Annotated in this window: 21 protein-coding genes; 10 read left to right on the top strand and 11 right to left on the bottom strand. The window is 34.0% G+C overall.

Annotated elements, in window-relative coordinates; translation table 11 throughout:
- Positions 1–60 precede the first annotated feature (60 nt).
- Together JHL15_RS07195 and JHL15_RS07190 are read right to left on the bottom strand one after the other, a co-directional pair.
- Positions 61–834, bottom strand: a complete 774-nt coding sequence (locus JHL15_RS07195; protein WP_200244582.1) for a ParA family protein — start codon at positions 832–834, stop codon at positions 61–63.
- 164 nt (positions 835–998) lie between these two features.
- Positions 999–1838 carry an energy transducer TonB gene (locus tag JHL15_RS07190; protein WP_200244581.1) on the bottom strand — a complete coding sequence of 280 codons (840 nt, stop codon included), beginning with the start codon at positions 1836–1838 and terminating at the stop codon, positions 999–1001.
- A gap of 380 nt (positions 1839–2218) precedes the next feature.
- Here JHL15_RS07190 and JHL15_RS07185 point away from each other — a divergent pair, with 380 nt between their 5' ends.
- From JHL15_RS07185 to JHL15_RS07175, 3 genes are all read left to right on the top strand, one after another.
- Entirely contained in the window at positions 2219–3829 is a 1611-nt protein-coding gene (locus tag JHL15_RS07185; RefSeq protein WP_200244580.1) for a hypothetical protein, read from the top strand.
- 70 nt (positions 3830–3899) lie between these two features.
- A complete protein-coding gene (locus JHL15_RS07180) occupies positions 3900–5738 on the top strand; it encodes a hypothetical protein (protein ID WP_200244578.1) in 1839 nt (612 codons plus the stop codon).
- 213 nt (positions 5739–5951) lie between these two features.
- Positions 5952–6779 carry an N-acetylmuramidase domain-containing protein gene (locus tag JHL15_RS07175; protein ID WP_200244576.1) on the top strand — a complete coding sequence of 276 codons (828 nt, stop codon included), beginning with the start codon at positions 5952–5954 and terminating at the stop codon, positions 6777–6779.
- Between the two features lie 380 nt (positions 6780–7159).
- On the opposite strand, the gene JHL15_RS07170 is transcribed toward JHL15_RS07175, so the two are convergent.
- Positions 7160–8446 carry an adenylosuccinate synthase gene (locus tag JHL15_RS07170; protein WP_200244575.1) on the bottom strand — a complete coding sequence of 429 codons (1287 nt, stop codon included), beginning with the start codon at positions 8444–8446 and terminating at the stop codon, positions 7160–7162.
- Between the two features lie 217 nt (positions 8447–8663).
- Here JHL15_RS07170 and JHL15_RS07165 point away from each other — a divergent pair, with 217 nt between their 5' ends.
- The gene (locus tag JHL15_RS07165; protein WP_200244574.1) at positions 8664–9635 is read left to right on the top strand and encodes an alpha/beta fold hydrolase; all 972 of its coding nucleotides are present in this window, start codon (positions 8664–8666) and stop codon (positions 9633–9635) included.
- 151 nt (positions 9636–9786) lie between these two features.
- Here the strand turns inward: JHL15_RS07165 and JHL15_RS07160 are convergent, their stop codons facing one another.
- Positions 9787–11376 (bottom strand): ABC-F family ATP-binding cassette domain-containing protein, encoded by a 1590-nt coding sequence (locus tag JHL15_RS07160; RefSeq protein WP_200244573.1) that lies wholly within the window; start codon positions 11374–11376, stop codon positions 9787–9789.
- Between the two features lie 195 nt (positions 11377–11571).
- On the opposite strand from JHL15_RS07160, the gene JHL15_RS07155 reads away from it, so the two are divergent.
- The 5 genes from JHL15_RS07155 to JHL15_RS07135 all read left to right on the top strand — a co-directional run bounded on the left by JHL15_RS07155 (position 11572) and on the right by JHL15_RS07135 (position 16086).
- On the top strand, positions 11572–12126 hold the full coding sequence (locus tag JHL15_RS07155; protein ID WP_089029315.1) for a phosphoribosyltransferase: 555 nt from the start codon (positions 11572–11574) through the stop codon (positions 12124–12126).
- A gap of 124 nt (positions 12127–12250) precedes the next feature.
- The gene (locus tag JHL15_RS07150) at positions 12251–12829 is read left to right on the top strand and encodes an adenylate kinase (protein ID WP_200244572.1); all 579 of its coding nucleotides are present in this window, start codon (positions 12251–12253) and stop codon (positions 12827–12829) included.
- An 84-nt stretch (positions 12830–12913) separates the two neighbouring features.
- Positions 12914–13897 carry a GTPase ObgE gene (gene obgE, locus JHL15_RS07145; protein ID WP_200244571.1) on the top strand — a complete coding sequence of 328 codons (984 nt, stop codon included), beginning with the start codon at positions 12914–12916 and terminating at the stop codon, positions 13895–13897.
- A gap of 106 nt (positions 13898–14003) precedes the next feature.
- Positions 14004–14615 carry a porin family protein gene (locus JHL15_RS07140; RefSeq protein ID WP_200244570.1) on the top strand — a complete coding sequence of 204 codons (612 nt, stop codon included), beginning with the start codon at positions 14004–14006 and terminating at the stop codon, positions 14613–14615.
- A 202-nt stretch (positions 14616–14817) separates the two neighbouring features.
- Positions 14818–16086: a DEAD/DEAH box helicase gene (locus tag JHL15_RS07135; protein ID WP_200244568.1), complete on the top strand. Its 1269-nt coding sequence runs from the start codon at positions 14818–14820 to the stop codon at positions 16084–16086.
- Between the two features lie 44 nt (positions 16087–16130).
- Here the strand turns inward: JHL15_RS07135 and JHL15_RS07130 are convergent, their stop codons facing one another.
- The 7 genes from JHL15_RS07130 to JHL15_RS07100 form a co-directional block, all read right to left on the bottom strand.
- The gene (locus JHL15_RS07130; protein WP_200244566.1) at positions 16131–16895 is read right to left on the bottom strand and encodes a TatD family hydrolase; all 765 of its coding nucleotides are present in this window, start codon (positions 16893–16895) and stop codon (positions 16131–16133) included.
- 4 nt (positions 16896–16899) lie between these two features.
- Entirely contained in the window at positions 16900–17427 is a 528-nt protein-coding gene (locus tag JHL15_RS07125) for a DUF4269 domain-containing protein (RefSeq protein ID WP_200244564.1), read from the bottom strand.
- A gap of 6 nt (positions 17428–17433) precedes the next feature.
- Positions 17434–18384 carry a GSCFA domain-containing protein gene (locus tag JHL15_RS07120; RefSeq protein ID WP_200244563.1) on the bottom strand — a complete coding sequence of 317 codons (951 nt, stop codon included), beginning with the start codon at positions 18382–18384 and terminating at the stop codon, positions 17434–17436.
- 93 nt (positions 18385–18477) lie between these two features.
- Positions 18478–19449, bottom strand: coding sequence for a polyprenyl synthetase family protein (locus JHL15_RS07115; RefSeq protein WP_200244562.1), 972 nt, complete (start codon positions 19447–19449; stop codon positions 18478–18480).
- A 103-nt stretch (positions 19450–19552) separates the two neighbouring features.
- Positions 19553–20695, bottom strand: coding sequence for an inorganic phosphate transporter (locus tag JHL15_RS07110; protein ID WP_200244561.1), 1143 nt, complete (start codon positions 20693–20695; stop codon positions 19553–19555).
- A gap of 16 nt (positions 20696–20711) precedes the next feature.
- On the bottom strand, positions 20712–21350 hold the full coding sequence (locus JHL15_RS07105) for a DUF47 domain-containing protein (RefSeq protein ID WP_089029303.1): 639 nt from the start codon (positions 21348–21350) through the stop codon (positions 20712–20714).
- A gap of 153 nt (positions 21351–21503) precedes the next feature.
- Positions 21504–23207, bottom strand: coding sequence for a DEAD/DEAH box helicase (locus JHL15_RS07100; RefSeq protein WP_200244559.1), 1704 nt, complete (start codon positions 23205–23207; stop codon positions 21504–21506).
- A 227-nt stretch (positions 23208–23434) separates the two neighbouring features.
- Here JHL15_RS07100 and JHL15_RS07095 point away from each other — a divergent pair, with 227 nt between their 5' ends.
- The gene (locus tag JHL15_RS07095) at positions 23435–24745 is read left to right on the top strand and encodes a TolC family protein (RefSeq protein ID WP_200244558.1); all 1311 of its coding nucleotides are present in this window, start codon (positions 23435–23437) and stop codon (positions 24743–24745) included.
- Position 24746 lies beyond the last annotated feature (1 nt).

Raw genomic sequence — 24746 nt, 5'->3', positions numbered from 1 at the left:
TAAATGATGATCACTAAATGATTGCCATAACATTCATTCATTGAGCATTCATTATTAAATTTAATTCTTTACTAAATTTTCGTTTTTTAACAGAACCTCTTCTGCCAACTGAATATACTGAATTGCTCCTTTACTTTCTGCATCGTAATTTAAAATACTTTCTCCGAAACTTGGAGCTTCACTTAATCTTACGTTTCTGCTAATAATGGTTTCGAAAACCATTTCGGGAAAATGAGCATTTACCTCTTCCACTACCTGGTTAGATAACCTCAATCTACTGTCATACATTGTCAAAAGCAAACCTTCGATATCAAGATCTTTATTGTGGATTTTCTGAACGTTTTTAATGGTATTCAAAAGTTTCCCAAGACCTTCCAATGCAAAATATTCACACTGGATCGGGATAATAACAGAATCAGCTGCAGTCAATGCATTCACGGTAATCAAACCTAAACTTGGTGCACAATCAATAATGATAAAATCATAATCATCTTTTACAGATTCCAATGCCTTTTTAAGCATATACTCACGATCTTCTTTGTCTACCAACTCAATTTCCGCAGCTACTAAGTCTATATGAGACGGAACAATATCAAGATTTGGCGTAGCCGTTTTCTTGATACAATTCGTGGTTTCTACACTATGTTCCAAGAGATTGTATGTAGAATATTGAACATCTTCAACACCTAATCCTGAAGTGGCATTAGCCTGAGGATCAGCATCAATAATTAATATTTTCTTTTCCAATACCCCTAATGCCGCTGCCAGATTTACAGCTGTTGTCGTTTTTCCAACTCCTCCTTTCTGATTAGCGATACCTATGATTTTTCCCATTATTAGAACTTTAAGCCTCAAAAATACACATTTTTCTTTGCTCTTAATGAATGATGAAAACTAAAAATGAGTTAAAGTATTGTTAATAAAGAATTTAACCCTAAAAAAAATTATCCACAAAAAATAGTATTTTGTGGATAACTGTCAAGATTTATTTTTAATATCTATTGATCGAACTTCATCGAAATTGGAAATTTGAAATAACTTCTTACTGCCTCACCATTTTTATTTTTTCCTGGCACCCATTTTCCTCTGATCGATTTTATAGTTCTCATAGCTTCACTATTGAAATCTGCATTGGTACCATTAGCCTTGATCCCTGAGATTGTCCCGTCGATCTCCACAATAAAAGTAATGGTAGTTTTTACTACTCCATCTGTTTCAAATCCGGAACCATCAAAATTATTCATCACTTTATTTCTGAATGAATCGATTCCACCAACGAAATTAGCTTCAACACTTAGTTCCGTTTCAATTTTTTTAGGATCTGGTTTCTCTGCAGGAATTTCGGGTTTTACCTGTGGTATACTTCCTGTTCCAATATTCTGAGGGAGAGCCGGAATATACTTTGTATTCTCAACTTCTTTACCAGGAGAGGTTTGCGTGCTTGCCAATGCATTCTCCTTGTCTACTATTTCTTTTTTCTCATTCCTAACAATTGCTTTTGGCTCTGGTAGTCTATCATCATAGGTTTTTACCTTTTCAGCTCGAAGAGGTTCTGGCTTAATTTGAGCTGGCGGGTCTTTTACTGGAGGATCATTAGGAATATCCATCGGATGATAAACTGGTGCAATAGGCGCTTTTAGCGGTGCCTCACTTTTAAAAGCCGATATAGCTAGCGGAGTAATCGAAATAGCTGCCAACAAACTTACACCTACGAACAGTGCTTTTGTTAGTATTTTGTCTGACTCATTTCTTAAAACATAAGCACCATATTCCTTGTTACGATGCTCGAAAAGAACTTCATTGAAACGAAATTCCTGATTGGTTTGTAGGTGTTTCATCACTTAAAATATTTAAACTGTTAATAAAGGATGATTATTAGTTTTATAGTACTCGTCGACAAGTAATGTTACAATATCAAAATATTTGCCAAATATTTATTAAAACATTAATATTTTAAAAAATTTTATGACAATTGTAAAACTCAAATACACGTGAAATATTAAAAATATTAAAACAGAATATTTTTGCTTTTTATTTTACAACAATAATCATGTTTTGATTAATAAAATTCAATAAAAATTAAAAAATAGTAAAAAGCACATCACTAAACAGGAAAAATACTGAGACATTTCATTATAAGCTAAAATACATTTGTACCATACAAAAGCGGGGATGCTGAAAACCGAAAAGAGTAAGCAAAAATAAAAACTTAATAATTATGCCAACTTTAACTCAAGAAGCAAAATCAAACTCATTAATGAGCATGCTTTTAAAACAAGTGTATGACACAGTAACTAATGGCGGAGATCCGGATTCTCTGGGACCTAATGATTTCATTTCATTTGATCCGGTAGGGATTACTCTTTCCGAGGACACTTTTGACTATGCTCTTAACGGTCTTTTCGGAGATGCTCCTTCTCCAAAACCAATGCTTGACGCAAAAGGAGAACCAATTCTGGATGCGAACGGAAATCCTAAAATTGATATGGAAGCTTATCAGAATGCCTTATCAAACAGTAAGTTCAGAAAATATCTTCAAATGGAGCAATTTGCCGCAATGGTAGACGTTATTCCTTCGCAATTACCTCCCCTTACCAGCTCTGGGAACGGAAGATCAATGTCTATCATGAGCATTATGAATGATTCTCAGAAAAGAGTTTCGAAAGTATATGAAGATCTTTTACAATGGTCTGTAGTAGTAGATACTCAATTTGATGAAAAAGTAGAAAAGAAACTGAACACATTAAGAGATAAGCTTTTCAAAATCAAAAAAGTAAAAAACACAGATTTTGATCCTAATTCTCCTATTGACGATATGAATAAGCCAGAGATCTTCCACACTTTCGTTTCTCCAACCTATTCTAAGTATGTGGAATATCAAATGAAATATTACGATATAGTAGACGCCAACAACGAAATAAGAACTGCCGCTGACAATGGAGATCCAGAAGCAATGGCCAAGTTATCAATAGATGGCAAGAACATGAAGAAGCGTGAAGATGCATCACTTAAGGCATGGCAATCTTTAGGATACAAAGAAGCTGTTGAGAAAATCCAGAATTACCTGAGTGAGGTAGAGCAAAAAAACATGCTTGTCATTAAAAAAAGAATGGAATCTGAATTCAGAAACAGTCAAAGAACAAGAGTTCTCGACTACACCAACTACTCTCCTTCTATTCCGGTAGCAGCTAATGCTTTGAAGGAATCTAAAGGATGGCCAACAGTGACCATCGTGGAAGGCGAATCTAATTATGATTACTCAAAATCTGTTCACAACTGGAGTGCAGCTGCAGGATTTAGCCTGGGTATCTTCTCTATCGGCGCTAAAGGAGGTGGAAAACACGAAAAGACGAAAATCAATACAGACTACACCAATATGAAAATATCTTTCAAATTAGGAAAAGTAAGAGTAGAGAGAGGATGGCTGAACCAAAATTTCATAGAGTCCAAATACTGGAAATTACATGAGCAATCTCCACAAACTTTAAGTGGTGACGTAATCAGCGATGGAAAAGGTAAAGGGCTAATGCCATCTATAATTACTGAACTGATCATTGCAAAAGATGTTTCTTTAGACTTCACAAACAACAGTACAGCATTTACAGATGTAAAGAACTCTGTAACATCGGGGGCTGCAGTAGGAATCGGACCTTTCGTTTTCGGAGGAACTTACAGCTACGATAACCAGGACGTACAGTCTAATGCTAAATGGAATGGCAAAAAATTAACTTCTGATGGAATTTACATCATCGGTTATAAATGCCATGTCATTCCAAAATCTCCAAATCCAAATCCTGAAATCAAGAAATGGACTGACGGAAAATCATAATATCCTTCTCAATAAAGAATAGCCGGCAGAAATCTTTTCTGTCGGTTATTTAAAACTAAAAACTAATGCCATGAAATACTTTATTGCCGTTTACCAAAAGCTTAAAAACACCTATTTGTCTCAAAGTTCGATGGAAAATGATCTTCCTATGATTTGCCCTTCTCTTAGAGTATATGAAAACGAAGAGCTGGAACTTCTAAAGCCGCAAAGCCTTCTTAATGATGAGCAGAAAAAAGCTCTTTCTATCATTAAAAAACAGAATATGGCTTATGAACTCAATTCCGTTCCTATCTCTTCTCAATTCTGGGATCTGAATCCTAATAACTCTCTGTTTGATATTTACAGGGACATTCTTGATAAAAATAATTTAAAGAATCTCGAGGAAAGTCTTGATCAGATGATAGCCATTCAAAGTACCATACTTTTTGATGCTAAAAAGAATGATACCAAAGAATTTAAAGCTTATAAAAAATACAGAACGACCTATGAACAAACTGTAGATAAAATTACAGCTCATCTTGAATTATTCGACGGATTGGATACTGATGAGGAAAAGAGCAATTGGAATGATCAGCTAGTTAATTTAAATACGATTAAAGAATTGGCATTTTCTGACTGGAAAATAAAAGGCAACAAAGATTATATTGAAAAAGAACTTACAAGAATCAATAAAGCTTCTGAAGCAGATTTATATTTAGCTATGGCCCAAAGTGCCAAAAATACATTTGATGCCGCAGAGAAAACAGATGTCATCAGCAATGCTTCAATTCATGATATTAATTTCATTCCTTATGATTTTATGGAAAATGAATCAGGATGGAATAGCATGAGAATCGAAAAGTCAGAACTCGACATTTTACATACAGAAGCAAAAAATTCGAATGAAAATCTACCATCTGAAATTTTGTCGATAGATTATGATGAAAGCGTAGTCCAGGCAGTAGAATTGGACTATTCATTTGTCCATTTAAAAAGAAACTGGTTCAATAAAAACTTTATGCTCTCCAATCTTTTTGAGTGGAATGAACCTAAAAAAATATCTGATGGAGAAACCATCTCAAATGATTTCAAACTCCCTGCTTTTCCAAAAACAATGATCTTAATTAAAAATTTAAAAATAGTTTTAGATCCATCCATTACAAATGATACCATTAACAATCCTAATCAGCTTATTTATTTTGGTCCTTTAATTATGAAGCAACAACTGTTTGTGAATAAAAACAACAATCAAAAGTTCCTGAAAGCTATAACTAATGTCAAAACAATAAAATCTGATCAATTAAACAGCTTAACGAGAAAAACAGTTGATATTGAAAGTTCAAAAATCTCTGCTACAGAATCTATAGCGAAGCCTGTTACTGAACCTGTTGCAGAAGCAACAAAAGCAAGTCCTAATCTAGCATTCAATAATAAAATGAATATGAACATTCTTAATAATGTCAGAAATTTAAGACCTGTAACAACGGTTGTGCCACCACAACCAATTGCACCTATCCAACCTATAAAACCAGTAATTCCGATAAGAAATACAGGCATCTTTGTTCCTATAAAATATCCGATCCAAATTCCATCAGCAGGAGCTAATGTCCAATTTAAAGTTTCGGATAAAATAAACAATGACCCTATTTATAAATGTGCTATTTCCATTAAAGGAACCAACAATAGCAGAATCTACGAAATAGAAACCAATGAAATAGGAATGATCAACCAGATGATCCCGATTGGTGAGTATAGTATTGAACTACGAATTGATGATTATGCCATTCTCAACCAGAATTTCAGTATTACTACAGTGAATCCATTGAACCTGGAATACAAACTTCAGAGAGAAGAAGTGAAGTTCAAGTCATTCTTTTTGATCGGGATGATTTGTGAGAAAATGCCGAGGATACCGGTGTTGGGGAGTTGAAAATTGAAAGTTGAAAATGAGAAGTTGATAGTTGATAGTTGATAATTGATAGTGCAAAGTTAGTGTTTATCAAGTTCTTTTAATCTTTTAATCTTTTAATCTTTTAATCTTTTAATCTTTTAATCTTTTAATCTTTTAATCTTTTAATCTTTTAATCTTTTAATCTTTTAATCTTTTAATCTTTTAATCTTTTAATCTTAAACAAAACCCACCATGAAACTTTTAAAATATAACACCAAAGCACCAGAGGTACTCACCCTTTGTGAGCTTCTCTATAAATCCGGATATCCAATTAAAATTTCTGACTCGTTTACTCTGGAAGTAGATGCAGCTGTTAAGGATTTTCAAAGTAAAAATTCTTTAGTTGTAGATGGAATTGTTGGCGTAAAAACCTGGACAGTTTTACTCAATAAAAATTCATCTCCAATTAATTCAACAGATAAGTTTTTAAAAGAAACTGACCTTATCGCCTTTGCCAATCAATATGCACTCGAATTAGCTGCAGTAAAAGCAGTGAATGAGGTTGAAAGCAGTGGAAAAGGATTTTTAATTAACAATAAACCCAAAATTCTTTTTGAAGGACATATCTTCTGGAATGAACTCAAAAAAAGAGGAATCGATCCTAATAATTATTATAATGCTTCAAGCAAAGATATTCTTTATCCTAAATGGACGAAAATCTACTATCAGGGAGGCATAAGGGAATACGACAGGTTAAATGAAGCTATTGGTCTGGGAAACGATTCTACATTTAAGGAAGCAGCCTTATCATCAGCTTCGTGGGGAAGTTTTCAGATTATGGGATTTAATGCTAAAAGTCTGGATTATGCAGATGTAAATGATTTTGTTTCAAAAATGGAAATCAATGAAGGAGAGCATTTGAAAGCATTTGGGAAATTCCTGGAGAAAAACGGACTTTTGATTCATTTGAGAAATAAAAATTGGGCTAATTTCGCTAAAGGATATAATGGTGGCGGATATAAGCAAAATAGATATGATGAAAAACTGGCGAAAGCCTATGCAAAATACTCAAGTAATTAAATGATTAAATAGGTAGTTCATTGATTTTAAAAGTTCTCTTTGAACTGCAATTGTAGTTCCCACGGATTTCGCAGATTTACACAGGTTTTTTTCTGTGGGATCTGTGAAATCTGTGGGAATTTTTACCTAACCATACATAAGGTTTGTCATTCTGAATGGAACGTAGTGCAATGAAGAATCTATTTAACCACAAATGACACTAATAATTTCACAAATATCACGATTAACTGATGACTTTAGTTAACAGGTTTATTTCATGATGATTTATAGATTGCTTCGTCGCTTCGCTCCTCACAATGACAAGGGATGAACGTATTGTATAAGACAAAAAAAGAGACTATCAGGTTGATAGTCTCTTTTTTTATTTTAATATTCTAATGTTAGAATAATTCTTTTCTGATAATATTCTGGCTTCTTTCAGGGCCTACAGAAACTAAGTATACGTTGATTCCTAAATACTGCTCGATAAATTCAATATATTTTTGAGCATTATCAGGAAGTTCGTCATAGCTTCTTACTTTTGTAAGATCCTCACTCCAACCTGGCAAATCCTGATAGATTGGCTCATAGTTGTATAATTTTTCAGTAGAAGAAGTAAAGTAGTCGATGATTTTTCCATCTTCAGTTTTGTACTGAGTTACAATCTTTAAGTTTTCAATTCCTGTAAGAACATCAAGCTTAGTGATTACAAGATTGTTGATACCATTGATCATACAAGCGTGTTTCAAAGAAACAAGATCCAACCAGCCTGTTCTTCTTGGTCTACCTGTTGTAGCTCCAAATTCACCACCGATCTGTCTGATCTTTTCTCCTAATTCATTATCTAATTCTGAAGGAAAAGGTCCGTTTCCTACTCTTGTACAATATGCTTTAGCAACACCAATTAAATTTTGAAGTGAAGTTGGTGGAACACCTGCCCCTGAACAAACTCCTCCTGTAGACGGAGAAGATGAAGTAACGTATGGGTATGTTCCGAAATCAATATCCAACATCAAAGCCTGAGCTCCTTCAAACAAAACGTTTTTACCATCTCTGATCGCTTCATTCAATTCAACTTCTGTATCTACAATTCTGTCCTGAAGCTGTTTTCCTATCTCTAAAAATTCGTTGTAAATTTCTTCTACATCTAAAGTAGGCTTTCCATAATATTTTTCAAAAAGAGAATTCTTGATCTTAAGGTTTTTCTCAATTTTTTCTCTTAAAATTTCTGGATTTAAAAGGTCGATCATTCTGATCCCAACTCTTGCAATTTTATCCTCATAACAAGGTCCAATTCCTTTTTTCGTTGTTCCAATCTGAGTTCCTCCGTGTTCTTCTTCACGGTAAGTATCCAAAAGAATGTGGTAAGGCATGATCACATGCGCTCTTCTGCTGATAAAAATGTGATCAGTTCTTAAGCCTTTGCTTTCGATCTGATTCACTTCTTTAATAAAAGATTTAGGGTTTACCACTACTCCGTTTGCAATAATACATTTGCCTTTGCACTGAAGAACTCCTGAAGGAAGAAGGTGTAAAACAAATTTCTCTTCACCCACATAAACCGTGTGACCAGCATTGTCTCCACCCTGGAAACGTACTACATAATCCGATTTTGCAGATAAAACATCTGTGATTTTTCCTTTACCTTCATCTCCATATTGAAGACCTACAACTACGTAAGTTGACATATTTTCCTTTTGTTTTTAGATTCATGCAAAATTACTCTGAAAAAATAGGGTGGGCAAATTATGGGTGAAATTTATTTTCATTCTTGTTTAAAATCATGGATTTATGAGGATTTTCAAAATGCAGAGATTATTATTTATCGTAGGTACTCATCCCGACTTTCTTTTATTTATTATGTATATTTGAATATCCTCTGAAATAATAAAAGCAGTCTAGCATATGAGAATAGCACAACAATCAGGGTTCTTATCAAAAAACACCAACGATCAGCCCAAAATTTTCTACAACATATTCAGTCCTGAAACAAATGAGGTAAAGGCAACCCTCCTGATTATTCACGGAATGCAGGAACACGGTGGAAGATATTCTGAAATAGCAGAATACTTTGCAAACCGAGGATTAGCTGTATTAACTTATGATCATTTAGGACATGGCCAATCAGTAAACGAAAAAAAAGATATTGGATTCTTTCAACTCAACCAACCTGATAAAAAGCTGATTGATGATGCAGAAATGATGAGTGATCATTTGACCAGTAAACACCCGGATGTTCCTCATTTTATCCTTGGTCATTCGATGGGTTCTTTTATTACCCGCTGCCTTCTTCAGAGAATTGGCAATCAGTTTACAGGAGCCATCATCGTTGGCACCGGAGGCTCTTTAGCAGGCATTACTCTATTAAATACCTATTTCTCAATAGCCAACAAAATAGCACCCCATCAAAAAACGTTCTTCAATTCTCTTTTTAATTTTGTGAACAATAATCACTTTAGAAAAGATAAAAACTTCAGTGATACAAGCTGGTTGAGCATCAATCAAGCGAACAGAGATGCTTTTACTCAGGATGAACTGTCAGGAATTCCCTTTACCAATAATGCGTTTTATACTTTATTTAAATTGTATAAGCAGGCAACGAAAAAGAACTGGGCAAGTCCTATTTCAAAATCTTTACCATTTCTATTCATTAGTGGAAAGGATGACCCAATTGGAAATTTCGGAAAAGGAGTTATGCAGACTGTCAATAATTTAAAAGACGATGGATTTACGCATATAACTTCTAAAATCTATCCTGATATGCGTCATGAAATTATGAATGAAGAGATCAGGGAAAAGGTGCTGAATGATATTTATGTATGGATCTGCCAGAATAATCCAGGTGGCTTCGAGAGCCTCAGCCACCTGGATTATTAAAAAAAGGAATATTGTCATTCCGTAAGAATCTAGGCGTTCATTTTTATATTGACCTTTTAGATTCTTACAGAATGACAAAAAGAGGATTAAAAAATTTTATCACAGATAAAATCCTTGTGCTTTAAAAACGCATATTTCTTAAAACATTTAATTAATCCAGCACAATCTCTTTTTCCACACCTATCTCATCCAGGAAAATTTCATCATGTGAAATCACCAGCAATGTCCCCTTATAATCTTTAATGGAATGAGTGAGAATCTCCACATTTTGCAGATCTAAATTATTCGTTGGTTCATCCAGGATAATTACATCAGGAACTCTTTTACTGATTGAAAGCACGCACAATAAAAGCCTTAACCGTTCTCCACCACTCAACATTTCTCCTTTTTTATCCCAGGTTTCTTTTCCAAATAAAAATCTGGATAATATGGTTTTCACTTCGGATTCCTGTAATGCATTATCATTAAATTTTTGAGCAAATTCATAAACTGTAGCTTTTCTATTAATTATTGAATATTCCTGATCAATATAAATAGAATTAAAATCTGTTCTTGTGATAGTTCCAGCCGTCGGTTCTAAACTTCCAAGTAAAAGTTTTATCAATGTTGTTTTTCCAGAGCCATTAGAACCTTTGATAGAAATACGATCTCCACTTCTGATTTCAACCGTAAGGTCTTGTAGCCAAAGAAATTTTTCATTGTATTTAAAATTAATATCCTCTGCTACAATAAGAATTTTCCCTAAATGAAGGTTAGAGTCATCAAAATTCACTTTCATCTGCCCCGTATTTTTAACTGATGAACGCAATTCCCGAAGGTCCCCGGAAATATCATTGATCTTTTCGGCATGAACATTCTTTAATTTGGAAGTATTTTTTTCAGCGTTATTCCGAAGAGTATTCATCATAATTCTGGCTACACCGGATTTTTCTTGCTTTTGCTTTCCTCTTGCATCAAGCTTTTGCTTTCTTTCAATCGTTTCGCGTTCTTTTTCTTTTGCCTTTTTCAGAGCACGCTCCTTAGAGTGGATATCATTATGCAAAGCCTCAGTCTCGATTTCCTTTTGTTCTATATAAAAGTCAAAATTACCTCCATAGGTAGAGATTCCCTGATTACTCAATTCAAAGATGGCATCAACAAGATTCAATAGACTTCTATCGTGACTTACAATAACTACAGTAGAATTTGTTTTATGAATATAATCGTATAATAAATTCCTTCCTTCTAGATCGAGGTGATTGGTCGGCTCGTCCAATAATATGATATCAGGATGATTGATTTGTAAGCCCGCAAGAAAGACTTTGGTTTTTTGTCCACCACTCAGACTTTCCAATTTTTGATCTAAATCTAATGGATCAAGCCCCCAATATTGTAATGCTAACTGAGAACGTACTTCGATGTCCCAGTCATCATTTAAAATTTCAAAATACACTTCGTCTACCTCTCCATTGGTAATTTTATGCAAAGCATGGAGTTTTTGGTCAATTTTTAAGCACTCAGCAATAGTAAGATGATTAAAATTCCCAAACATTTGTGGAACATAATACAAGTCTCCCTGAATATTTAAATTTCCCTCTAAAGGTTGAATTTCGTTTGCAATTAATTTTAACAAAGTGGATTTTCCCATACCATTACTTCCGACCAAAGCCGATTTTGAATGTGTAGGTATCGTTAAGTTGATATGATTAAAAAGCAGGTCTCTGTTAGGAAACCTATAGGATATATTTTGTAGAAAAATCATGATTTCTTTCTAATTAAAGTTAAACATCAATAAGCCGAACGGTTATTGTAAATTAAATCTGAAAGAAATTATATCCTACATGAGCGTATTTCTAGGTTTTGTGAATGCAAATATAATGCAAATAGTGGATTAAACAGAAAAACATTTTAATCAAAAATCAAAAATACGTAACTTTGCCAACTACTAAAAATTTTTATGGAAAGCATTAAAGTTCACGACAAAACTTTTGTTCCTTATCTAAAGGACGCCGAAATTCAGGAAATAGTAAAAGCAACAGCGCTTAAAATTTATGAAGATTACAAAGATGAAGTTCCTGTCTTCATAGGGGTTTTGAACGGAGTTATCATGTTCTTCTCTGATCTTTTAAAGCATTATCCGGGAAACTGTGAGATTGCTTTTATTCAAATGAGTTCTTACGCAGGAACAGAATCTACAGGGATCGTTTATCAGAAAATGGAACTGACAAAAGACGTTAAAGACCGCCATATTATTCTTGTTGAAGACATCGTGGATACAGGAAATACAGTTGAAAGTCTTTTCAAATATTTCAAAGAAACACAACGTCCAAAGTCTGTAAAACTGGCTTCTTTCTTATTAAAACCTGAGGTTTATAAAAAAGATTTTAAGCTGGATTATATTGGAAAGGAAATTCCAAACAAGTTTGTTCTTGGTTATGGTTTAGATTACGATGAATTGGGAAGAAATCTTTCAGATTTGTATCAATTAGAAGAAGGAAAAATCAATCATTAGATTGCCGATAGCTATGAGCTACTGGCTTTTAGCTTAAATATTAAATCGAAATAAAGTAAAATATTAACTAAACAAAGCTAAAAGCAAGAAGCCAATTGGCAATTGCCAGAAGCGAAGCTACATTATGATAAACATTGTTCTGTTCGGGCCTCCAGGAAGTGGAAAAGGAACACAAGCTCAAAATCTAATCGAAAGATTTAACCTAAAACAAATCTCAACAGGAGATCTTTTCAGATTCAATATGAAGAATGATACTGAATTGGGGAAATTAGCTAAATCTTATATTGATAAGGGAGAATTGGTTCCGGATCAGGTAACAATCGATATGCTGATAGACGAATTAAGAAAGCCAACTGATGCGGCAGGATTTATTTTCGATGGGTACCCGAGAACTGCTGTACAAACAGAAGCTTTAGAAAAAATCGTTAAAGAGGAACTGAATGATGAGATTGATGTTTGTCTTTCATTAATCGTAGAGGATAAAATTTTGGTTGAAAGACTGTTGAAAAGAGGAGAAACCAGTGGCAGATCTGATGACAGCAATGAAGAAATCATCCAAAATAGAATTAAAGAATACTACACAAAAACAGCTGAAGTGGCTGAACTATACAAACAGCAAGGTAAATATGTAGAAGTAAATGGAGTTGGTGAAATCAACGAAATTTCTGAAAAACTATTTGCTGAAGTAGAAAAAATAAAATAGTTAAAAGTTATGAGTAATGGGTTATAAGTTTTTTTACAATTCATAACTCATAATTCATAACTCATAACTCGTAACAAATACTATATGTCTAATTTTGTAGATTACGTAAAGATTCATTGTAAAAGCGGCCATGGTGGAGCAGGTTCTGCCCATCTTCGTCGTGAAAAATATATTCCTAAGGGTGGACCTGATGGTGGAGACGGAGGTCGAGGCGGTCACGTTATTATGAAAGGAAACTCCAATGAATGGACTTTACTTCCTCTTCGTTATACCCGTCATGTAAAAGCAGAGCGTGGTGAAAACGGAGGAAAAAACCAGTTAACAGGAGCTTATGGAGCCGATGTTTATCTGGAAGTTCCTATTGGAACCATTGCCAAAAATGAAGATGGCGAGATCATTGGAGAAATCATGGAAGATGGCCAGGAAATTATCCTGATGGAAGGAGGAAAAGGAGGTCTTGGAAATGAACATTTCAAATCTTCAACCAATCAGACTCCACGTTATGCACAGCCAGGAATGGATGGACAGGAAGGTTTTGTAGTTTTCGAACTTAAAATCTTAGCTGATGTAGGTTTGGTAGGTTTCCCTAATGCAGGAAAATCTACGCTTTTATCATCTGTTTCCGCCGCTAAACCAAAAATTGCCAATTACGCCTTCACTACCTTAACACCTAACCTGGGAATCGTAGATTACAGAAATTACAAATCTTTTGTAATGGCCGATATTCCGGGAATCATTGAAGGTGCTGCAGAAGGAAAAGGTCTTGGACACAGATTCTTAAGACATATCGAAAGAAATTCAATATTATTATTCCTTATTCCGGCAGACTCTGAAGATCATTTTCAGGAATTTAAGATTCTGGAAAATGAATTGAAAGAATATAATCCGGAATTACTAGATAAAGACTTCATTATTTCTGTTTCTAAATCAGACCTTCTCGACGATGAGCTGAAAAAAGAAATTGCTGCTGAATTCCCTGAAAACAGGCAACCTCTATTCTTCTCCGGAGTTACAGGAGAAGGACTTATGGAGTTGAAGGATGCGATCTGGAAGAAACTTCATGGATAAGTAATTTTACGATGCAATATAAAAACGATAGAGTATACTCCGGTATACTCTATTCTTATATCATTATACACTTTATAAAAAAACAATAACCTAAACTTAAATTCTCATGAAAAAGAGCTTTCTTTTCATTTTATTATTTATTGGTGCTTCAACTGTTGTAAAAGCACAGATCAACTTTGGCGTAAAGGCCGGATATAATCTTTCAACTGTAAAATTTGCTAATGAAAAGCTTGATTCAAAATCCTTCTTCTATGCTGGAGGACTTGTAGAATATCCTCTATCTCCTAAAGTTGCCTTACAAGGAGAATTACTTTACACGCAGATTGGAGGAAAAATGGGCACCGAGCTCGTTCAGCTTGTTGGAAACGAGGTCGTTAATATGGGAACTACGTATTATAACTATCAATTTTCGCAGCTTCAAATTCCTATTTCGATAAAATATAGTTTCATTCCAAAGCTTTCGGCTTCCGTTGGGATGAATTTCGCATTCAACTTATCTTCAAAAGTAAAAACAACATTCATGGAGGAGAATACTCACGATTTTGAAGGCTTAAAAACATTGAACCTATACCCTTTTCTAGGCGCAGAATTTAAATTCAATGAAAAGTTCTTTATGGACGCCCGATATAATTTTAATTTTATCAATATGACCGAAGGTAACGGGATTCCTATAAAAGCTGGATTTTTACAAGCGGGTGTTGGCTATAGATTTAGATAAATCACCCATTATCTGCAAAGGATATAAAGGTAAAATGATGTTCTTCAATTATTTTCCCTACCTTTGCATCATATTTCGCGGCATTCTCAGCCCTTTCGGTAATTAATTTTACTTAAAAATTCTGTTAATCAATTTTAGCAGATTCGCTAAAAATGATGAAGTATACTACTTCGACCGCATTATTTTTAATACACAATATATTTTGTTATTTACAGACTTAAAAATTATCAAGCCCATTTTAGATGCGCTTCAAAAGGAAGGTTATGAAAAACCTACTCCAATACAACAAAAAGCTATTCCTTCTATTTTAGAAAAAAAAGATCTATTAGGAACAGCACAAACGGGAACAGGTAAAACAGCAGCATTTGCTATTCCTATTCTTCAAAATTTATCAGAACGTCCAAAGACCAATCAGATCAAAGCTTTAATTCTTACTCCTACAAGAGAATTAGCTATTCAGATTGAAGAAAGTTTCAATGCATACGGAAGAAATCTTCCTTTAAGGAAATTAGTGATTTTCGGAGGTGTAAAACAAGGCTCTCAGGAAGCTGCCCTAAGAAAAGGAGTAGATATTCTGGTTGCAACACCAGGAAGATTACTGGATTTTATCGCTCAGGGAATCATCAGTCTTAAAAATCTTGAGATCTTTGTTCTGGATGAAGCTGACAGGATGCTGGATATGGGATTTGTACATGATGTAAAACGAATTATTAAGCTTTTACCTCAAAGGAGACAAACCTTATTTTTCTCTGCAACAATGCCACCTGAAATACAGAAACTGGCAAGTTCTATTCTTAACAATCCTGTACAAGTAGAAGTAACTCCTGTTTCTTCAACGGCAGAGACTATTAAACAATCGGTTTACTTTGTTCAGAAAGAAGATAAGTTAGGATTACTTACCCATATTTTAAAGGATCATATCTCTGAATCCGTTTTGGTTTTCTCAAGAACAAAGCATGGAGCGGATAAAATTGCAAGAACCCTTCATAAAAATGGTATCTTAGCAGAAGCTATCCATGGAAATAAATCTCAGAATGCGCGTCAAAACGCTCTGAATAATTTCAAATCCGGAAAAACGAGAGTTTTGGTTGCTACAGATATCGCAGCAAGAGGAATTGATATAGATGAATTGAAATACGTTATCAACTACGAGCTATCTGACGTTTCTGAAACATATGTTCACAGAATTGGAAGAACCGGAAGAGCAGGTGCTCAAGGTACTTCTCTATCTTTCGTAGACGGTCTGGATCTGTTAAATCTAAGAAACACTGAGAAATTGATTGGTCTCAAAATCCCTGTGGTTAAAGACCATCCTTTTCATACAGATAATCTAGTAGCACAAAAGAGGGATTCTAATAATAAACCAATGAATGCCAATGCGAGCTCCGGAAGACCATCAAGGCCCAATGCTCAAAGAAGTGATATTGGAACTAAGAAGCCTAAAAATAAAGGGTTTTTTAGAAAAAAATAATAATAAAAAAGCCTTCTCAATGAGAAGGCTTTTCTTTTTGTAGATTATATTTTAAACATGTGTTTTGCATTCTGAGTCGTAATCCTGTCAATCTCAGCAAAATCTTTATTATAAATATTAACCAGCTTTCCTACCACCAGATCAAGGTAAGAGCTTTCATTTCTCTTTCCTCTGTGAGGAACCGGAGCCAGATAAGGAGAATCTGTTTCCAAAACAATTTTATCAAGAGGAATCTCTTGTAAAAACTGATCGATCTTTCCATTTTTAAAGGTCACTGCTCCACCAATTCCTAACACGAAATTCAATTCAATGGCTTTTTTTGCCTGTTCAAGATTACCTGAAAAACAATGAAATATTCCACGAAGTTTTGGATGCTTTTTTCGCTCTAATACTTCAAATGTTTCATCAAAACTTTCACGTGTATGAATTACAATTGGCATATCCTTCTCAATGGCCCAATCGATTTGTTGTTCAAAAGCTTTAACCTGAATATCTAAAGTTGATTGATCCCAGTACAGATCTATACCAATTTCCCCAATGGCAGGAAATGCTCTTTGATCAAGATAATTTTTCACAATACCCAATTCTTTTTCCCATGATTCAGGTTTTACATAGCAAGGATGTAGTCCCATCATTGAAAATACATACCCTGGATATTCATTTTCCAATTGAAGCATTCTTTCATGTGATTCAGAATCGATAGCGGGAAGATAGAATTCAGTAATGCCCTTATCTAAAGCTCTCTGAATTGCTTCTTTTCTGTCTTCATCAAATTCTTCTGCATATAAATGTGTATGTGTGTCAATCATTATTTTAAAATTTTAATAGATCTTCGTAAGGATCTTCTAAGTTCAGTAACATCCCGAAAGCAGGCTCTGTCTTGATTCCTTTCTTTTTTAATTCTATTATTTGTTGTTTAAATTCCTCTCCTCTTTCCTGTAATATTTTATATTCAGCAATCATGTGTCGGTAGGCATTCTGTTTTACAGTCGGTTTATTTTGTCCGAAAATTTCGACAGGAAACTCATCAAGCATAAAGTTTAGGACAATACTCTTTTCACCACTGATAATTATTCGTTCAACCTTTACATCAGCTTCAAAAGGTATAAGCTGACTGAACATGATTTCATCTAAAAAATCTTCTTCAAATTTAAGATTTACCTCACAGATGATATCCAAGTCACTTCCTTCAATATCAATTTCAATAGGAATTGTTCCTGCTAAAATCGGAGAAAAGTTTTCCAGTTTTTCAAAAACCTGATATTGGGTAAGAACCTCATAGACCCTTTGTTGTTTTTGATTGCCACTTTTCAAATAATCTATTTTTGTAAAGTCTATCATCTCCAACTAAAATATTTTATGCTTTACCTTCTTTTGCTGATTTTCAATCTTTTGCTTTAGTTTCTCTTTAAAATCAAGATATTTAGGATCTTTTTTATCCTCAGTCTTATGTTGAAGGGCTTTATTGATTTTAAAATTTTCTTTAATAAAATCCTTTGTTTCTTCGGAAAAATATGCAGCTCCAAATTTGTCAAAAATATATTGAACAGCCTGAGAACTTGGATGGATCATATCCTCTTTATAAAAACGATAATCCCGTAAATCATCCATTAGAATCTCATAAATTGGAAGATAATGGCAGTTCTCAAAAATTGAAATGGCATCATGAATCGCTGTGATTAATTTTGATTTGCTTAACTGATTCTCAATCATACCATCTTTGGTATGACGAACCGGGGAAACCGTAAACAAAATCTGAACATTCTCTTTGCAAATGTCTTTAAGATTTAAAATCGTTTTATAAATTGAATCTGTAATTTCCTGATGACATAACAGCCTTTTTTTAAAAAACTTCTGTGGAATCTTATGACAGTTAGCTACTAATTTTTCCTTGGGTTCAAATTCATATATAAAAGAAGTTCCGTAAGTTATTATCACCCAATTAGTATCCTGCAGGAAAAGATTTCCTTCTTCTAATTTGGTATTAATTTTCTCCAGTGTCTGATGAACATACCTTGTATCAAAACTCGTATGGTGATCGAGAGAAATATATTCTTCATTAAAGGTGATTAAATCCTCTTCAATATAAAACTCTGAGTCATGGAGCCTTTGTATCGCATTATCAATGGAGAATGGGTTAAAAATAGTTCCAAATGGATTATTTACAGTCTGAAGTTGCCCCTGCTGAAACAAATCTGACATTTCTGAGGCAAAACAAGAACCTATTGAAAATATTTTATCTTCAACTTCTATTTTTATTTCTGACGCCTGGATGTCTACTTCAGTTCTGAATTTCATTGTATAGGTATGAGGTTGCAGCTATTAGGTTTTAGGTAGCCGAAGGTTGAATTGGGCATACCTTTTACCTGCTACCTGCCACCTACAAACTATTTAACTCTCTCTGCTTAAAAGATAATTAGCCAGTTCGATAAATGGTTTTTTCCTTTCCTCAGGAATATTTATTTTTTTAAGATAGCTCTGACCTATTTCATTGTGTTTTTCAATGAGACGCAACGCTTTCTCATCAACTTTAGTTCTCCTGAAAATTTTCTCAACTCCATATACTTTATCAATATTATCCGTTTTCTTAGCATACCAATGGTCCAATTCTTTTCTTTCTTCATCAGTTGCATGCTCTCTGGCCATCAGATATAGAACTGTTTTTTTATTTTCATAAATATCTCCCGCATGTTTTTTACCAAACTGAGCCTGGTCTCCAAAAACATCTAGGTAATCATCCATGATCTGGAAAGCAATTCCAATATGTTTCCCAAAATTGAAAATAGATTTAGCATCTTTAAAATTAGCTTTAGCTATTAGAGCACCAATTTCAAAAGAAGAGGCACTTAAAACCCCTGTTTTATAGGTGATCATTCTGATATAATCATCAAAAGTTACATCCTCCTGTGTTTCGAAATTAATATCATATTGTTGACCTTCACATAATAGAAGTCCCGTATGCGTAAATATTCTGATACAAGCCTTAAATATTTCAGGTTCCAGATCTTCAAAAAATTTGTATGCTTTCAGTAATAATCCATCACCGGAAAGAATCCCCACATTTAAGCCATGCAAAGTATGGATAGTAGGTTTATTTCTTCTTAATGGAGCTTCATCCATAATATCATCATGGATCAGGGTAAAATTATGGAAAAACTCAATCGCCAAAGCAGGCTTAATTGCTTCTTTAAGATCGCCCCCGAACAAGTCACAAGCCATTAACACCATAATGGGACGAAGTCGTTTCCCACCATGAGAGATGATGTAGTTCATCGGGTCGTATAATTCCGTAGGTTTGTCTTTAAAAGTATACTTAGTAATGGCGTCAGCAACCAGCTGTTGGTACTTGTCTAAAAATTCCATAAAATCCTATAATTTCCAACAAAAATACAATTTTTCAAGTCTTTATAAAACAAAAAACTTCGCCCATTTGGACAAAGTTTTGTATTATTATTTAAATTTCTACCTAGGATAGAACACTTACTAAAAGATAAGTAATCCCTGCAACAATTGCTGAAATAGGAATGGTTAACACCCAAGCCCAAAGTAAGCTTACTGTAATTCCCCATCGTACTGCAGAAACTCTTTTTGTTAATCCAACACCGATAATAGAACCTGTAATCGTGTGTGTTGTAGATACAGGAATACTTAATTGATCTGTAATGAAAAGCGTGATAGCTCCAGCCGTTTCAGCACTTACCCCTTCTAATGGAGTTACTTTTGTGATCTTTGTTCCCATCGTTTTGATGATTTTCCAACCGCCACTCATTGTCCCTAAACCGATCGCTAAGAAAGAAACCAACGGAACCCAAAGATAGTGTTGAGCAAAATAGTCAAAACGTCCTGCAGAAGGTATATTAAGATATACAGGGTCATGTAACATCTCTACGTGATAATAGATCAACGCCGCCCCAATAATCCCCATTACTTTCTGTGCATCATTCAAACCATGTCCTACACTGAATAAAGCGGAAGATACAAGCTGTAATCTTTTGAAAGATTTATCTGCTTTATATGGGTTTGATTTTTTATAAAGATGAACAATAATTAATGTAATAATGATCGAGATCACCATCCCTATAACCGGTGCCATAAAAATAAACAGGAAAATAGGAATTACTTTATCAAATTTCACCACACTCTGTGTTGTCAATTGATGAAATGCCTGTTTTAATGTTTCAAATGATCCCAGATTGGGTTGTGATGCTACAACATCATGATAATCCAACATAAAAGCATGCATTAGTGCAGCTCCTAAAAATCCTCCAATCAGCGTGTGAGAAGAAGATGACGGTATACCAAACCACCATGTTAAAAGGTTCCAGGCAATAGCTGCCACAAGACCTGAAAATATTACCTCAAGGGTAATAAAGTTTTCATTAACTGTTTTCGCAATGGTATTTCCAATTCTAAATTCACCTATCACATAGGCTGCTAAGAAAAATGCCGCAAAATTCCAAAGTGCTGCCCAAAGTACAGCCTGAAATGGCGTTAAAACTTTTGTAGAAACAATAGTAGCAATTGAATTGGCTGCATCATGAAAACCATTAATATAATCGAAAATTAGAGCTAAAGCAATAATAACCGTAAGTAAAATCGGAAATTCCATTTTTATGTTATATTGTTTATGCGTATTTGATCATGATATTTTCAATAGTATTGGCAACATCTTCTGCCTTGTCAGTTACTATTTCAAGGTAATTAAGTACAGATGAAACTTTGATAATGTTGATAGCATCATTCGTTTCAAATAACTCTACCATTGAATTGGAAAGTAAATCATCAGCAATATTCTCAATAGAATTTACTTTGATACAAGCTTCTTTCACCTGATCCATATTCTTAAATCCTTTCAAATTTTTCATTGCATTCTGAATTTCAAGACATGCTTTATGGATCAATAATGAAAAGTCTGCATAAGCCTTCATTAAAGGCGATTTATACAAGAAAATATATTTTGTAGAAGCGTAGATATAATCTGCGATATCATCTAAACCTGTAGCGAGTGTATGAATATCTTCACGGTCAAAAGGAGTTATGAAGTTTTTTCCAAGTTCAATAAAAATTTCATGAGTAAGCTCATCATTTTTATGTTCGTAGTCGCTCATTTTCTTCAACATAGAGTCATCATTAAGATCAAAATCTTTGATTCCGTTGTTGAATTCCTCAGACATTGCAACCAGGTTTTCAGTTACTTTTTCAAAAAGTACGAAGAAAATTTTATCTTTAGGCTGAAAAGCGTGGAAAATATTTCCAATTCCCATTTTATAAGTATTTATAATTTCGTCTGCAAATTTCCTAAAAAAGCACCTTACCCAAAAGTATATAACGTTAAGTTTTGTTAACATTGGTTTAAGTGCTGATTATCAAACAAAAAAACCGGCTTTAAAGCCGGTTTATATAATATAGAATGAGTTTTAATTAGCCTCTTCAGCTCTCATATCTTTACCTCTGAATTTCATTGAAGAAATATTGTTCAAAAGCTCTCCTTTAAATGATTTCTCAATTTCAAAGAATGAAAATTTCTCAAGAATTTCAATATCTCCAATTTCAGCTCTTTTTTTACTGTTTCCAGCAGTCGCTTTATTGATAATATCTAAGACATCAAGTTTCTTCAATTGGTCTTTTTTACCAAGATTGAAGAAGAATCTTACCATATCTTCATTTTTTCTTCTAGGTTTTCCACCACGATCTCTTCCTCTATCTCTATCTCCTCCTCTGTTATCACGATCTCTTCCTCTGTCTCTATCTCTGTCGCGACCCCGATCTCTTCTTGAATAGTCATCATCTCTACTGCTTAATTTCTGCTCCATAAGATCATGCTTGTCTTTGTAGTACAATGCAAGATCTTTCAGTTGGAACTGCAATAACTGGTGAACTAATTCTTCTTTAGTAAAGTTGCTTAGATCCGGAATTAAACTATCATCAAATGTAAAGATATCTTCGTGTTCCGTTAATAGCTTTTCAAAAACTCCACCAACCTGAGCTTTGATAATATCCTCTCCTGTTGGAATTGTTTTTTCAACAATATCAATTTTAGTTGTTGATCTGATCTGCTTCAGCTTTCTGCTTTCTTCAGGCTTTATCAACGCCATTGAAATACCGTCCTTTCCTGCTCTACCTGTTCTACCACTTCTGTGAACAAATACTTCAGGATCATCCGGTAAAGAATAATGGATTACGTGAGTAAGAGAGTTTACATCTAAACCTCTTGCTGCAACGTCAGTTGCTACCAAAATATCAATATTCTTCAATCTGAACTTCTTCATTACTGTATCTCTCTGCGCTTGAGAAAGATCACCATGAAGAGCATCAGCTGCATAACCATTCTGCATTAAGAAGTCTGCAACCTCCTGAGTTTCCATTCTTGTTCTACAGAAAATAATGGAATACTGATTAGGGTTCGCATCAATTAATCTCTTAAGAGCTTCTTTTTTGTTACGATAGCCTACAACATAATATTCGTGTTTAATGTTCTTTTTAACCTCGTTAATAGAACCCACCGAAATACGATGTGGCTTTGTAAGATAGTTTTTAGAAATTCTCTCTACTTCTTTATTCATCGTTGCTGAGAATAAGAAAGTTTGTTTTGTTTCAGGAGTTTCGCTTAAAATTGTTTCCAATTCATCTTTGAAACCCATTGAAAGCATCTCATCAGCTTCGTCTAAAACCAACCAATGAATTGCAGAAAAATCAAGAGCTTTTCTGTTGATCAAATCGATAACTCTTCCCGGAGTTCCCACGATGATCTGTGGTTTATCCTTTAAAGAACGTATCTGATCCATAATACTGCTACCTCCGTATACTGCTGTAGTTTTAACATTCTGCATGTACTTAGAGTAATTTTTTATGTCCTTAGAAATCTGAAGACATAATTCGCGTGTCGGACAAAGCACCAATAACTGGATTTTGCGACTCGTTTCGTCAATCATATCCAAAATCGGAAGCGAAAACGCTGCAGTTTTGCCTGTCCCAGTCTGCGCAAGTGCGATCAAGTCGCGTATATCTGAAAGAATAAAAGGGATAGTCTGTTTTTGGATTTCTGTCGGGCTTTCATAACCCATTTCGCCAATTGCCTTAAGGATGTCAGGACTTAAATTGGACTCCGTAAATAAATTCATTAAATATTTTAAAATTTTTGCAAAGATACAATTAATATTTGACTTTATTTTGAATAAAGTGTTAAATAACGAATCTTAATTTCAGAATCCTTTAATATATTTTTAATTTTTAAAAAATTAAACGCAAAAAATCAACCTTTATGTTAAAAAACTATTAAACAATATTTTTTTTTGTTAAATTGGATTGATTTTTTCTTTGGTATTAATGAATTTTCAAAAATAATATCATGAAACACAAATTTTTCTTTTTGATATTCTTTTTCAAAACACTTGTTATTTTTTCCCAAACATCTGCCTATCCCGACAAATGGACCTTGGAAAACTGCATCGAATATGCAAAAGAAAATAATATATCCATTAATTCTCTACGCCTTTCAAAAACTTCAGCAGAGCAAGACCTATTACAGGCAAAGGATGCTAAATATCCTAATCTGAGTGCTTCTGTTTCTCAAGGACTTTTTGCCGTAAATGGATCCAATGGACTTCAGCTGAATGGTGCCCCATCTCAAAATATCAGCGCCAATTCTTCCATGACTCTTTATCATGCTAATTATATTAAAAACAATGAAATCTCAAAAGATCTCCAGGTAAAAATGGCTGACTTATCTGTACAGGAAGCAGAAAATAACATTACTCTGAACATTACCCAGGCCTATTTAAATATCCTGATGACTGAAGAAAATATTATTTCTTTTCAAAATGTTTTGAAAACAACGCAGACTCAACTAAAACAAGGGGATCAGTTTTATAAAGCAGGAAATATTTCAAAATTAAATTATCTCCAGATTCAGGCTCAGGTAGCTCAGGATCAATACAACTTAGTTTCGGTTCAAAATAATCTCAGAACGAATATTGTTAATTTAAAACAACTTCTTCAGTTGCCTTCTTCCTACGATTTCCAAATTGTAAAACCCGACAGTATAATGGTTGACGACAACCTAAAACCTTTGCAGGATGTTCAAAATTCAGCCCAAAATCAACGTCCTGAAATAAAATACAGTGAGCTCAATCTACAAAACTCAACAACTAATCTAAAGATGACAAAGGCTTCTGTACAGCCTACTTTAAATCTTGTAGGAAGTGTCTCTACAAATTATTCCAATGGAAATGGGAATTATTTTAATCAACTTCGAAATAATTTTTATCTGCCTGTTGGATTAAGTCTGGGAATACCCATCTACAACAACAGAATTTACAAAACTGAAATTGAAAAGTCAAAAATTGCTATCAAACAGGCTGACCTCGATTTACAAAATACCAGAACCATACTTAATCAGCAGATCGAACAGTCTTATATCAACTTACAAAATTCCCTTGCTCAATATGATTCTGCATTACAACAAATGAATATCAGTAAGGAGAGTTACAATATAGTCAACGCTCAAATGAAAATAGGAAGTATTGATTATGTTCAGCTTCAACAACAAAGATTAGTTTATATTCAGGCAATCCAAAATTACCTGCAGGCAAAATACTCAGCCGTGCTTAATAAACAGATCTACGAATTCTACGAAGGCAATCCTATAACACTCAAATAAT

It is taken from the genome of Chryseobacterium paridis (genome assembly GCF_016595215.1).
GTDB lineage: Bacteria > Bacteroidota > Bacteroidia > Flavobacteriales > Weeksellaceae > Chryseobacterium > Chryseobacterium paridis.
Note: the sequence above shows the minus strand (reverse complement) of the source record. Positions and strands in the feature narration are given on the sequence as shown.